Raw genomic sequence first — 12,516 nt, 5'->3', positions numbered from 1 at the left:
GTCCTGCCTGGTGATCCGGCGTCCGGCGGGCGCCGCGGCTTGCCGGGTTCGGTCGGCGGACGCCTGTGGTGCGTCAATCGCCTTGCGGGGCAAAGCCGTTCGCGGAGAGTTCCGCGGAGATCCGGTGATGTGACCAGGCTAGGCGGGGGGAGGCTAACGGTCGGCTGTCCGCAGGTTCATCCTGGCCAAGAGAACGGGCTCCGAAGGGAGTTGCAGGGTTTCCCGCGCCGCGCCGCGCCGCGCCGCGCCGCGCCCCGGCCCGCGCACGCGTCGGCGCCGTCCACCGCTGGTCGGTGGACGGCGCCGGGGGGAACGGTCAGGCGGGCAGGGAGTCCCCGCCCATGTCCTCCAGCGTGCGGCCCTTGGTCTCCCGCAGGAACTTCACGGCGAACACCGCGGACACCGCGGCGAACGCGGCGTACATGACGTACGAGAAGGTCAGGCTCCACTGCGCCATGGACGGGAAGCTCACCGTGATGGCCCAGTTGGCGATCCACTGCACGGTCGCCGCCAGGGAGAGGGCGGTGGCGCGGATCCGGTTGGGGAACATCTCGCCGAGCAGGACCCAGACCACCACGCCCCAGGAGAACGCGAAGCACAGCACGAACAGGTGCGCGGCGACCAGCGCCACCACGCCCTGGAGCGCGGGCAGCGTCAGGTGCGTGCCGCTGCCCGAGGCGCCGCTGAACGCCCAGGCCACGGCGCCCAGCGACAGGGCCATGCCGACCGATCCGGCGACGGCCAGCGGCTTGCGGCCGATCCGGTCCACCAGGGCGATGGCCACCAGGGTGCCGACGATGTTGATCACGGAGGTCGACAGGCTGATCAGCAGCGAGTTGGTCTGGTTGATCCCGACCGACTGCCACAGCACCGAGGAGTAGTAGAAGATCACGTTGATGCCGACGAACTGCTGGAGCACCGACAGCGCGATGCCGAGCCAGACGATCGGCAGCAGCCCGTAGCGGCCGCCGAAGAGGTCCCGCAGCGACGGGCGCCGCTGCGTGGCGAGGCCGAGCGAGGCCTGGATCTCGGCGAGGCGCTGCTGGGCCGCCCCTCCCTCCAGCTGTTCCAGGATCGAGGCGGCCTCCGCGGTGCGTCCGCGGCTTGCCAGCCAGCGCGGCGACTCGGGGATGCGCAAGGTCACCGCGAGGTACACCACCGCGGGTACGGCGGCGGCCCCGAGCATCCACTGCCAGGCCTGGACGCCCAGCAGGTGACCGGTGGTCGAGCCCCCGGCGAACTGGGTGAGCGCGTAGTTGACCAGTTGGGAGCACGCGATGCCGATCACGATGGCCAGTTGCTGAAAGGACCCGAGTCGCCCGCGGTAGGCGGGCGGTGCGACCTCGGCGATGTAGGCCGGAGCGATCACGGAGGCGATGCCGATCGCGACGCCGCCGACCACGCGCCAGCAGGCGAGGTCCCAGAGCGCGAACGGGAACATCGACCCGACGGCGCTGATCATGAACAGCACCGCGGCGATGTGCATCACCCGGATCCGGCCGAGCCGTTCGGCCATCGCGCCGCCGGCCAGGGCGCCGGCCGCCGAACCGAGCAGGGCGGCCGAGACGGTGAGGCCGGTGGCTGCGGCGCCCACCGCGAAGTGGTCCTGGATGGCGCTGACCGCGCCGTTGATGACGGCGCTGTCGTAGCCGAAGAGGAAACCGGCCATGGCCGCGGCCGAGGAGATCAGGGCCGCGCGACGGGCGTGGGCGGGCGCCAGGCGGTCGGACGGCGGGGAGGCGGCCGGACCCGACGGTGCGGGGAGGCTGCCGGAGGTTATGGGCATGAGAAACCAGTTTCTGTGAACTGATGGGGGCCGACGGGCTGCCGCGATGTGCGTGGCTCGGTCCGAGACGCTTGCGCCGGGGGCCTGGCTGTCGGTGCTGCCACGGTAGGAGCCCGAACGCCGCTGCTCGTCCCCCGACCGGTTGATACGGCGGGGGACGAGCAGCGGATGGTGCCGCGGTGCCGAGGTGTTCACCCCGGGGCCCGGGGTGCGTCAGTGGCGGCGCCGGCGGCGGGACCGGGACTGGGAGCCGCCGATCGACCCGCCCCGCGCCGTGCGCAGCCGCCGGTTGCGCAGCTGCACGCCGCCCACGGTGGCCGCACCGACGGCCAGCGCGATCAAGCCGATGGCGACGGTCAGCTGCAGGCCCGTACTACCGGTGAAGGCGAGGACACCGGTGGGTGCCGTCGACTTGTCCGAAGCCTTCGCACCGGGCCCGGCGGTCGTCCTCGACGTGGGCTTGGCGGGTCCCGCGCTCGCGCCGCCGCTCGGTGAGGTGCTGGGGGAGCCGCTCGGCGAGCCACTGGGCGGCGGCGGGGCCGGCGCGGCCTTCCCGGTCACCACGGCCGAGGCGCACTTGCCGTTGCACGGGTGCGGGTCGTACGCCTCCGAGGCCGCGTAGTCGATCCAGTTGGTGATCCGGCCTTCCATGCCGACCTTGGCGGTGATGTGCAGGGTGCGGCTCTCGTGGGTGCCGAGCGCGTCGACCTTCCACAGCCCGGTGTCCGCGGTGTAGGAGCCGCCCGAATCGTCCGAGATATGGGTCAGGCCGGTCGGCAGCAGGTCCTTCACCTGGGCGTGGGACACGTTCGAGGGGCCGTCGTTGGTGACGGTGACGGTGAAGGTCGTGTTCTGGCCGACCGTCACCGTCGCGGGGTCCACCGTGTTCGTGAGGGCCAAGTGGGCGACGGCGGTGACCGAGGTGCTGACCGAGGCGTAGTACCGGTCGCCGGGCTGGGGCTTGCCCTGCGGGGCGTCCGGATCGTGCGTGCTGGTGTGGGTGATCGTCGCGATGTTGGCGGTCGCCTTGCTGTCCGCGGTGAACGAGCCGGTGAGCGTCAGTTCGTATGCGGCCCCGGCGGGCAGGTCGCCGGGTTCCCAGATGCCCGTGCCCTTGTCGTAGCTCTGGCCGGGCGCCACTTTGACGTCGTTGAGCTGGAACCCGTCCGGCAGCTGGTCGGTGACCTGGACCTGCTTCGAGGTGGACGGGCCGGAGTTGAACACCCGCATCGTGTAGCTGACGGTGTCGCCCACCTTGGGCGCAACGGCGTCGGTCGTCATCGAGATGCCGAGTGAGGCCTGCGGCCGGATGTCAGTGGTGCTGCTGCCGGTCGCCTGGTTGGGCTTGCCGGGTGTGGCGCCGGTGTCCGTGCTGCTGGTGGCGGCGAGGGTGGCTTTGTCCTGGTTCGCGGGCAGGGTGGCGTCGACGGTCAGCTTCCTGCTCTCGTTCGGTGCCAGGTCGCCGACGTGCCACGGGTCGGTCCTGGTGTGGGCCGGGCCGGTGAGGGTGGTGGTGACGTTCCTGGCGGTGGAGGGGCCCTGGTTGGTGACGGTGACCGTGTACTGGACCTGCTGGCCGGCGAAGCCCGTGGAGGGACCTTCGACGGTGACGCCGAGCGTGGCCCGCGCATGCGGGGACGCACTCAGCTTCGCCGTGTTGTTGCCCGGCGTCGGGTCACCGGTCAGCGCGTGAGTGGTGACGGTCGCGTCGATCTCCCCATCGGCGTAGTCCGGCGGGAGTGTTCCGCCGACGGTGAGCGTCACCGTGCGCGAGGCGAGCGAGGGGACGCTGCAGGAGACGGTCGAGTCCCGCAGGGTGCAGGTGCCGCCGGCGTCGACGCTGTACGTGACGTCCTTCAGGCTCGGCGGTACGGTGCCCGTGACGGTGACCTTCTGCGCCATGTCCGGCCCGTGGTTGACCACGGTCGCCGTGTACCCGAGGTGCTGGCCGGCCACGGGGGTGGCGGGATCGAAGCCGCCCGAGATCGCGAGGTCGGCCGACGCCACCCTCGCCGTCGCGGTGTTTCCGCGGAATTCCTTTGCCCCCGCACCGGTCCACGTGTAGCGGATCGTCGGCTGGATGTTGACGGTCGCGTTCGGTTGGGCGTCGTCGGCCACCTTGAGCTGGTAGGAGACCTGGTGCAGGTTCTCGATACCGCTGGGCACCTCGCCGTCGCAGGTCCCCTTCCCCGGGACGAGGCAGAGGTTGATTCCGCCGCTGCCGACCCTGTCGTCCGGCACCGGATCGCCGTCCAGCGTGAGCGTGCCCTTGACGTAGGTGGTCCCGACCGGCAGTGGCTGCTCCAGGGTGACGCCCTTCATGGGGTCACCGGAGAGGTTCCGGACGCTGGTCGTGGCCCCCAATGTGGTGCCCCGGTCGACCAGTCCCGTTGTCGTGGAGGTCGTCACATCGGGAGTGGGTGCCGTCATGGCGGAGCCGATGGTGAACGCGGTGGTCTTCCCGCGCCCTGGCGCGAGGTCGACATGGCAGGTGAAGATCCCTTGCACGGCGGGGCAGTTGGAGCCGTCCCTGTTGGTGGCGAGGGAGAAGTCGGCCGTCATCCCGATCGTCGAACCGTCGGGGCCGGCATATTCGATGGAGCCGCCGTCGCTGTAATCGTCCGGGTTGTCGCCGTTCTTCACATAGACGTCGACCCTCGCGCCGACATTGAGCTGCTGGGGTGGCGGGGCTGTCCAACTGCCGTAGCTGAGAGTGGCTTTGACGAGTTTCAGTGGGACAGGTGTGGCGTTCTTGATCGAGTAGTGGTTTTGGTGCTCGGCGGCGGGAGCGGCCTGCGTCACTCCCACCACGACCAGGGCCAACAGAAGCGAAAGAACGCACACCGAGGCTCCCCAGGCGCGTCGGCTGAACGATGTTCCCACGGGCGGATTCCTGTTCGGTTGGGCAATTGTCGGTCAGGGCCGGCCTCACACGGTCGCCGATCCACGTAATTCCAGATGATTTTACGAATTCATTCCCTGTAGTTTGTAGCTCGATCGGGGCAGACAATCAGTGATCTCCTCGATGCCCTTCCGGGCACCGTCCGGATCGTCCGCCGACAGCGCGAAAAGGCCCTGGTGGCCGAACAGGCAACGTTCCTGTTCGGCCACCAGGGCCTTCTGGCCGGGCGCCGCCCCGCCGGTCGCGGCATCAGTGGATCAGCCGGGAACCGGCAGCTCCGGAGCCTGGCCGCCGCCGAGCCGCGCGGCGCGCTCCACGTACGCGCGGCATTCCGCGGCGTTCAGCTCGGGATAGAGGTGCCCGAGGTGTTCGACGACGGCGTCAGCCGGTTCCTGGCAGTCGTGCAGCAGGAATTCGGCCTTGTACTGGATCCAGGTGTTCACGTGCACTCTCCTCGCGGTGCGGCTCCTGTGGGGCCTGGTCACCGGATGCGGTCGCCGAGCACCGACGGCGTCACCGCGCGGGCCGGGGCGTCCTGCGCCGGAGGCAGCGGGGTCACCTGCTCGGCCTGCGGGCCCTTCGGGCTCAGCGTGATCGTGAAGCGCACCCGCTGGTTCTCGAAGAGCTCCCGGTAGCCGGTCCCCTCGATGCTCTTGTAATGGACGAAGACGTCGCGCGACTCGCCGACGTCCTTCGGGGCTTCGTCCGGCGTGATGAATCCGAAGCCCTTCTCGGAGTTGAACCATTTGACGGTGCCCTGCACGAAAACCATTCTGACTCCACCTGGAACCGAGCGGCCGAGGCCGCATTTCTGGGCCGGATGGTCCCGCTCGGGCGGGATCCTCCGGGGGACTGTTCATCCCCGTTACTGCCCTGTGATGCCGCCACCGTAGCCCGGGTGCCGGAATGGACGTAGGAACGAAGAGGCAATCGATCGACCGGCGGGCGTTGCCCGAAAACCGGCATGCGGGCACCTCCGGCGATGGGTGCCCGGCGCATAACGTCGGTGCGGCAAAGCCCGCTGACGCCTGATCGAGTGGAGTTGCCCATGCCACCGAAATACGCCGGACCACGGCCGGGACCGATCCACGGGGGGCCGCGATGACGGAGCGCATCGACCTGATCGTCGGCTCGCTCCGCGCGGCAGAGCTGGTCAACGCGTACCGGACCCGCCTGCGCGAACAGGACCACCTACCGGACCGCGCCGCGCTGCGGCTGGCCTGCGAGGCCTACGCGGACGGCTGCGTCTACGTGCTGGCCGCGCCCGGGCAGGTCTGGGAGCGCGCGAAGCCCTGCAGCCTCCTGCCGAGCCCGCTGACCGTCACCGCGCTGGTGGCCGACAGCCAGCGGGGCCACCTGGCGATCGTCGGCGAGTTGTGCGGCATCCAGCACGAGCTGCCGCTGCACCAGCTCGCACGCGGCTACCGGTTGTCCTACTGGCCCCGCCCGGAGGGCGAGTCTGATCCGGCGGACGACATTCCCGCCTCGGCCGACTGAGTCGCCCGGCACCGTCGTCCCCACCCCCACCAGCATGCCCGTCCGCCCATCGAGGAGAGAGCAGCCCATGAAGAGCACGCCCGAGCGGTCCGCCGACACCCCTGCCGCCGACGCCCCCGCCGCCACGCCTGCCGGCACCACCCGGCGCGAGCAGATCCTCGCCGACATCGCCGTCCTCCTGCGCCAGGAGCTCCAGGTCACCGTGACCGGCAAGCCGGGACCGCAGACCTTCGAAGAGCTCGACATCGACTCGCTCACCATGGTGGAGTTCGCCGTGGCCGTGGAGGAGCGCTTCTCCGTCTCCTTCGAGGACCGCGAGATCAAGAACCTCACCACGCTGGACGCCGTCGCCGCGCTCATCGAGCGGAAGCTCGCCGCCGCAGCCGGGTCCGCGGAGCGGCGGTGACCTCCGCGGTCGGCCGGCTCCCCGCGCCGGGCGATCCGTGGGACGGCGCCGGGTTCTCGCCCTCGCTCGTCCTGCAGAGCAGCGACACTCCCCGGCACGCCCTGAACGCCATGGCACTGGCCGGCTTCGTGGACGGCAGCCAGTCGCACACGCTGACCGTGCAGGTCCGCAGGCTGCGCGGCGACGTGTCGTCGCTGGAGCCGTCGGCGGGTCGGGTGGTGCGCAGCTGCGGTACGGACCAGGTACAGGTCACGCTGAGCTGCGGGCCCGGCTGGACCGTCGTGGCCACCCGGCACCTGAAGGCGTCGGCGGCCTGCGAGGCCGAGTTCACCGTCCTGGCCGACCGGCCGGAACTCGCCCGCCGTCTCGCGCGCAGCCTGACCGAGCAGTGGGAGGAGCACACCGTCGAGGAGGAGGGGAGCGTCCAGGTCGGCTACTGGCACCGCTCGCAACGCGGCACGGCGATCCGCACGGCCCGCGAGGTGCCCGCGCCGTCCTGGCCGGCCATCCGCGGCAACTACGACAGCCGGGCGGCCGCGGCCCTGGAGCGGTTGACCACGCTGACACCGCCCGAGCTCTGCGGCTCGATCGTCCTGCTGCACGGTCCGCCCGGAACCGGCAAGACCACGGCGCTGCGCTCACTGGCACAGGCGTGGCGCAGCTGGTGCGGCTTCGAGTACGTCCTCGATCCGGAGCAGCTGTTCTCCTCGTCCGGCTACCTCATCGACGTGACGCTGCCGAAGCGCTCGGAGGCGACGCCGTGGCGGGCGCTGATCCTGGAGGACTGCGACGAGCTGATCCGCAGCGATGCCAAGCGGGCCTCCGGCCAGAGCCTGGCCCGGCTGCTGAACCTGAGCGACGGACTGCTCGGCCAGGGGAGCCGGGTGCTGCTCGTCATCACCACCAACGAGGACCTGCAGCGCCTGCACCCCGCGATCATCCGGCCGGGACGCTGCCTGGCCCGGATCGAGGTCGGCCCGCTCAGTGAGCAGGAAGCCGCCCGCTGGGGCGGCGCGGCCATGCCCGCGCGTCCCGCGGGCCCCGCGACGCTGGCGGAGCTGTACGCGCTGCGCGCCGGGACCGGGGACGGCGCGGGCCGGGGCACGGCTGCCGACCACGCCGGCGTCGGACTGTACCTGTGATGACCACCGGGGCGCGGGCATCGCGAACAGAGGACCGCGGGCCATCCCGGGCAGCCGCCGATCGGATGAGCGGGTCGGGCCGCGCCGCTTCGGAGGATGGAAGCACTGCCCGACCGCAGCGCACCGATCAGCCAGAACTCATCGGCAGGAAGTGACCGACATGACCGACCCCGCCTCCCTCGACCCGGCCTCCACCGCGACGGTGCAGTCGATCTGCTGCGCGCAGTCGGACGTGTGCTCCCAGGGACCCTGGGAGCTGCCGCACGTCGGCGAGGCCGCGAGCACCGCGCGCCAGGTCACCCGGGCGGCGCTGGAGACCTGGGGCGCCGGCGAGGACTGCGTCTACCAGGCGCAGCTGGTCGTCTCCGAACTGGTCACCAACGCGGTCGAGCACGCACTGCCGCCCATCACGCTGCGCCTGGAGCGCCCGCAGGACCAGGAGACCGTCCACCTGGCCGTCGTCGACGGTGGTGCGGCGGCCGAGGAGGGTTCCTGGACCGCCAGCTGCGCGCCGGACGAGCACGGCCGGGGCCACGGGATCATCGAAGCCCTGACCCTGAGCAGCGGGTCGCAGCGGGACGCCCATTGCACGACCTACTGGGCGGACGTACCGCTGGCGGCCTGAGCCGCCGGTGGCCGGCCCCCGGGATGCCTCTCTCCCGGCCCGCCTCCGAAGGAAACCGACCCGTGACCCGTCCTGCCGGCACCACCGCCGGACTTCTGGAACTCGCCGCCCGCCGTGCCACGGCCTCCCAGTGCCGGCACAAGATGGCCGCGGTGCTCGCCTCCGGCAACCGGGTGCTCGCGGCCCGTCCGAACCTGCGCCGCAACTCACCGCGGATCGACTTCCACCACGCCACCTTCCACGCGGAGGAGGCGGCTCTGCGCCGGGTGCGCAACACGGCCGGAACGGTGATCTACGTGGCCCGGGTCAACGCCGAGCACATCCCGATGCTCGCCCGGCCCTGCCGCACCTGCCAACACCTGCTCGCCGCCGCGGGCGTGGTCCGGGCCTACTACACGGTGGGCCCCGGTGAGGTCGGGCGACTCGACCTCACCGGCTTGGACCACGCGGCCCCGCCGTGCCCGCGCCGCACACGGCCCCGGGCCTGACTCCCCGACCGGACACCGAACATCCCCCAGGAGGGACACCATGGACCACGAGATCCTCAAGAAGGCGGAGTTCCTGATCCGCGACTGCCAGCAGTCGGAGGAGGTCGCGGTGATCACGCTGAAGCGCTACTACCCCGAGCTCGGCGTCATCGAACGCGAACGCTACGTGGCCGAGGCCTGGGACCGCGTCCACTGCCTGGGCGGCGGACGCCGGCCGGACGCTCCCTCCGGCGCGCCGGAACGCGCCGGTTCGTCCCGGCCCCGCTCGGGCTCCGGCGCCCCCGAGGCCCGGACCGCGTGAGAGGACGCTGACGACCACGGCCGTGCCAAAGCATTCGCATCGCGAACGCGTGGCACGGCCGTGGTCGTCAGCGTCTCGGCGGGCTCGTACGTCTGCGTCGGGCGGCCCTGGAGGGCCGTCCGACGCTGGGGGTTCATACGCCCGCCACTACGGGCGGGACACGCCGGTTCAGCTGCTCCAGCGCGACTGCGGCATCAGCACCTGCTCCCACAGGTCGGGCTTGCGGGTACGGGCCGGCTTCGCCTGGCGGGCGAGCCGGCGGCGCAGATCGCGGATCATCGTGGACACGAGCGCGGACATAACGGACTCCGTTCGAGGGTTGGGCTTACCCCCCAAGCCTGCGGGCTGCCGGGCCGCCGGTCAGGAGCCGATCGGTGGACGCAGCGGTGGAGCCGCCGGCAGTCCGCTCACGCGGCGCCCTTCTCGCCGTCCGGGTCCAGCGCGGAGGGCAGTTGGCGGCGCGTGGAGATGCCCAGCTTGTGGTAGACGCGGGCGAGGTGGAACTCCACGGTCTTGACGCTGAGGAACAGCCGGGCGGCGATCTCGCGGTTGGTGAGCCGTTGCACGGCCAGCTCGGCCACGTCGCGCTCCCGGTCGGTCAGCGCGTCCCCGGGACAGCCGTCGCGGACCTTCCCCGCGGCGGGGCGCAGCCGCCGCAGGAACGGCAGCGCGCCCAGCCGGGTGTACGCCTCGGCGGCCGCGTCCAGGTGCGCGATGGCCCGACGGTGGCCGCCCGTGCGGCTCAACAGGCGGCCGTACGCGTGCTCGAGGTGGGCACGGTGCAGCGGGATCTCGTCGGCGGGCGGGGTGACCAGGGCGGCGCGGTAGGCCGCCTTGGCCGCCTTGAGGTCGCCGCCCGCCTCTGCCAGCTTCCCGGTGACCAGGGCGATGGTGGTCCGCAGCGCGGGCATCTGCTCCGCCTGCTGCGCCAGCCGCTCCAGCGCGCTGCGCGCCGCCGCGGTCTCGCCGGCCTCGATCAGGGCCTGCGCCTGGAGCGGGAGCCACCAGGGCTCCCACAGGACGTGGTCGCCGGCGTACTCGCTGACGGTCAGTGGCCGCAGGGCGCGCAGGACGTCGGCGGGGTCGCCCGACCCGGTGAGGGCGATGGCGGCCTCCGCGAAGCCGAGGTGGAACACGTTCGCGGGATTGGCCTGCCGCTGCTGGTGGCGCAGCGCGGCCCGGTGGTGGGCGCAGGCGGCGTCCAGATCGCCCTGGTGGGCGGCCAGGACCGCGGACAGGGCGTAGGCGGGGACCAGCCCCCACGGCTGCGCCGCCAGTTCGGCCACGGTGCGTGCGTGCGCGGCGGTGCGGGCGGCCTCGGGCCAGTCGCCCGTGGCGAACTGGACGAGTGCCAGGGCGACGTAGGTCGTCACGTCCTGATCGGTGGTCAGCGTGCCGTCGGGGGTGTGGATCAGCGCGGACAGGTCGCCGAGGGCGGCGCGGAAGTCGCCCGCGACCCCGCGCAGGGTGCCGCGGACCGCCAACAACGGGCGCTGGTGGGGCGTCACCTCCTGTGCTCCGGCCGGCAGTCGGCCGATGTCCGGGCAGAGGGTGAGCGTGGCGCGTGGCCCGTGCGCGAAGCAGCTGGCGAACACGGACAACGACCGTGCCACGGCCGTGGTCCGCGCGTCGGCGTGCGGGTCGTCCAGGACCCTGGCGAGCACGGGCAGTGCCTGTTCACCGCGTCCGCAGCCGACTTGGAGGGTCGCCAGTCCCACGTGTGCGCGGGCGAGGAATCCGCTGGTGTCCTGCGGGTCGGCGTCGGCGATCGCCGTGAGGAAGTGCTGTTCGGCGGCGGCCAGGTCCATGGTGAGGAAGGCGATCCGTCCGAGCAGGAGGGTGCGCAGCGGCTGAGGGCGGCAGCGTTCGATCCTGCCACGCAGTTCCAGCAACCGGGTGTTGTACGCCGTGAACATGATCAAGTGTTGGGCCGCGGCGAGGAGGTGGTCCTCGTGGGCCTCGGCGCTGGGCGACAGGTCGGCCGCCCATAGCAGGCAGCTGACGGCCCGCCCGGTGTTCCCGGCAGCGGCCTCGTACCGGGCGGTTGCCGCCAGCTCCGCGAGGAGCGCCGGATCCGGCCGGGAGCTGGCGCACACCCGGTGGGCGAGGGCTGCATGGCGGTCCGTCAGGCGCGCGGCGGTGCGGTGCAGCGCCTGGCGCCTGGAGGGCGGGACCGTCTGGTAGACCGCGACCCGGTGGAGGGTGGGCCGGATCCGGACCGGTGTGGTGGGGTCTGTCGGCCACCACTGCACCAGATCGGACTCCAGCAGGGTGTCCAGGGCGCCCGAGGCGTCGGCGACACCGGCCAGGCGTGCGAGGGTGGCCAGCGGGGCGCGGGCGTCGAGGACCGCCGCCGCCTCGGCGAGCGAGCGGCTGTCCGGTGGCAGCCGGTCCAGCAGGCACTGGACGCTCGCGGCGACCGACGCGGGAACGGGGAGCGGCCATGCCGGATCGTTGAGCCTGCGGGCGTCGGTGGCGGCGAGGACGGCCTGTAGGTGCAGCGGGTGGCCGTCGGTGTGGCGGCGCAGCCGGTCGGCCGCCGCCGCGGTGAGCTGCCCGAACCCGGCCGCCGTGGCGAACCGGGCCACGTCGCCCTCGCCGAGGAGGTCCAGCTCCACCACGCGGCTGTGCTCGACGCTGCCGGCCAGCCTGGTCAGGTCCGGCCGCTCCGGGGCGAACGGTACGTCGGAGCGCTGGACGAGCACGAGCATGACCCGGCCCGTCCGCAGACGCCGGGCGGCGACGCCCAGCACCTGCAGCGATGCGTCATCGGCCCACGGGAGGTCGTCGACGACGAGCACCACCGGTGCCGCCTGCTGCAGGGCGGCGAGGAGCCGCAGCAGCTCGGCGCCGAGCCGGTGCGGCTCCTCGGCCGTCGACGTCTCGACGCCGCTCAGCGCCGGCCGGCCGGAGATCACCTTCGCGTCGACCTGGTGCAGCAGTTGGAGCAGGGTGCCGTACCGCCAGTCCTGCTCGGCGGCGTCGCACGATGCCCACAGGACCGTGAACCCGTCCATGGCGTGCACGGCTGCGCGGACCAGGCTCGTCTTGCCGATCCCGCGTGCGCCCCGCAGCACGGTCAGGGACGGTGTGCCCGCGCGTGCCAGCCGCGCGGCCTGCGCCAGCGCGGCTAGTTCGGCCTCCCGGCCGATCGGCCGGCCGCCGGCCTCCTTGACGCTCACCTGCGGTCCTCTCCGTGCACGCCGCCCTGCTCCCGGGGATTCCGCGCGTGGCGTTGCCTGTTCTGTGCCGACTGCCACGATTCCCGCCGGCGGCCACTCGGCGCTTGCCCCTAGGTACAGCGTTTCGGCCGCCTTGAGAAGGACTTACGTCCCGTCCCCGCCGACGCGGCGACCGGCTTCCCGGAGC

At 72.3% G+C, this 12,516-nt stretch carries 12 protein-coding genes and 1 pseudogene; 6 read left to right on the top strand and 7 right to left on the bottom strand.

The genetic code is table 11. The features are described 5' to 3' along the window. Nucleotides 1–316: 316 nt before the first annotated feature. The 5 genes and pseudogenes from BS80_RS00965 to BS80_RS00950 form a co-directional block, all read right to left on the bottom strand. The gene (locus tag BS80_RS00965; protein WP_083974033.1) at nucleotides 317–1,786 is read right to left on the bottom strand and encodes a sugar porter family MFS transporter; all 1,470 of its coding nucleotides are present in this window, start codon (nucleotides 1,784–1,786) and stop codon (nucleotides 317–319) included. Between the two features lie 213 nt (nucleotides 1,787–1,999). Beyond that, nucleotides 2,000–4,630, bottom strand: a complete 2,631-nt coding sequence (locus BS80_RS00960) for a CARDB domain-containing protein (protein ID WP_157535728.1) — start codon at nucleotides 4,628–4,630, stop codon at nucleotides 2,000–2,002. A 120-nt stretch (nucleotides 4,631–4,750) separates the two neighbouring features. Next, nucleotides 4,751–4,897 (bottom strand): hypothetical protein, encoded by a 147-nt coding sequence (locus BS80_RS40215; protein ID WP_157535726.1) that lies wholly within the window; start codon nucleotides 4,895–4,897, stop codon nucleotides 4,751–4,753. A 48-nt stretch (nucleotides 4,898–4,945) separates the two neighbouring features. Next, a complete protein-coding gene (locus BS80_RS00955; protein WP_035791534.1) occupies nucleotides 4,946–5,131 on the bottom strand; it encodes a hypothetical protein in 186 nt (61 codons plus the stop codon). Nucleotides 5,132–5,238: 107 nt separating this feature from the next. Then, nucleotides 5,239–5,460, bottom strand: a pseudogene (locus tag BS80_RS00950) (cold-shock protein); the annotation flags it as partial. Nucleotides 5,461–5,789: 329 nt separating this feature from the next. Between BS80_RS00950 and BS80_RS00945 the strand changes: the two are divergent. The 6 genes from BS80_RS00945 (at nucleotide 5,790) to BS80_RS00920 (ending at nucleotide 9,147) form a co-directional block, all read left to right on the top strand. Further along, on the top strand, nucleotides 5,790–6,185 hold the full coding sequence (locus BS80_RS00945) for a hypothetical protein (RefSeq protein ID WP_035791532.1): 396 nt from the start codon (nucleotides 5,790–5,792) through the stop codon (nucleotides 6,183–6,185). A 67-nt stretch (nucleotides 6,186–6,252) separates the two neighbouring features. Beyond that, nucleotides 6,253–6,591: an acyl carrier protein gene (locus BS80_RS43375; RefSeq protein ID WP_051965578.1), complete on the top strand. Its 339-nt coding sequence runs from the start codon at nucleotides 6,253–6,255 to the stop codon at nucleotides 6,589–6,591. After that, nucleotides 6,588–7,733, top strand: a complete 1,146-nt coding sequence (locus tag BS80_RS00935; protein ID WP_051965577.1) for a DUF5925 domain-containing protein — start codon at nucleotides 6,588–6,590, stop codon at nucleotides 7,731–7,733. Before BS80_RS43375 ends, BS80_RS00935 begins: the two co-directional genes overlap by 4 nt. 160 nt (nucleotides 7,734–7,893) lie before the next feature. Further along, nucleotides 7,894–8,358 carry an ATP-binding protein gene (locus BS80_RS00930; RefSeq protein ID WP_083974029.1) on the top strand — a complete coding sequence of 155 codons (465 nt, stop codon included), beginning with the start codon at nucleotides 7,894–7,896 and terminating at the stop codon, nucleotides 8,356–8,358. Nucleotides 8,359–8,420: 62 nt separating this feature from the next. Beyond that, the gene (locus BS80_RS00925) at nucleotides 8,421–8,846 is read left to right on the top strand and encodes a hypothetical protein (RefSeq protein ID WP_035791530.1); all 426 of its coding nucleotides are present in this window, start codon (nucleotides 8,421–8,423) and stop codon (nucleotides 8,844–8,846) included. A 40-nt stretch (nucleotides 8,847–8,886) separates the two neighbouring features. Further along, a complete protein-coding gene (locus tag BS80_RS00920; protein WP_035791528.1) occupies nucleotides 8,887–9,147 on the top strand; it encodes a hypothetical protein in 261 nt (86 codons plus the stop codon). A gap of 168 nt (nucleotides 9,148–9,315) precedes the next feature. Here BS80_RS00920 and BS80_RS43370 read toward each other — a convergent pair whose 3' ends face one another. Together BS80_RS43370 and BS80_RS00915 are read right to left on the bottom strand one after the other, a co-directional pair. Next, nucleotides 9,316–9,447 (bottom strand): hypothetical protein, encoded by a 132-nt coding sequence (locus BS80_RS43370; protein ID WP_269676083.1) that lies wholly within the window; start codon nucleotides 9,445–9,447, stop codon nucleotides 9,316–9,318. A 107-nt stretch (nucleotides 9,448–9,554) separates the two neighbouring features. Then, complete coding sequence (locus BS80_RS00915) at nucleotides 9,555–12,329, bottom strand: AAA family ATPase (protein WP_035791526.1); 2,775 nt, start codon at nucleotides 12,327–12,329, stop codon at nucleotides 9,555–9,557. Nucleotides 12,330–12,516 lie beyond the last annotated feature (187 nt).

Origin of the sequence: Kitasatospora mediocidica KCTC 9733 (assembly GCF_000744225.1) — a bacterium.
Taxonomy (GTDB): Bacteria; Actinomycetota; Actinomycetes; order Streptomycetales; family Streptomycetaceae; genus Kitasatospora; species Kitasatospora mediocidica.
The sequence above is the reverse complement of the archived record's forward strand: the minus strand, read 5'-3'. Positions and strand labels throughout refer to the sequence as shown.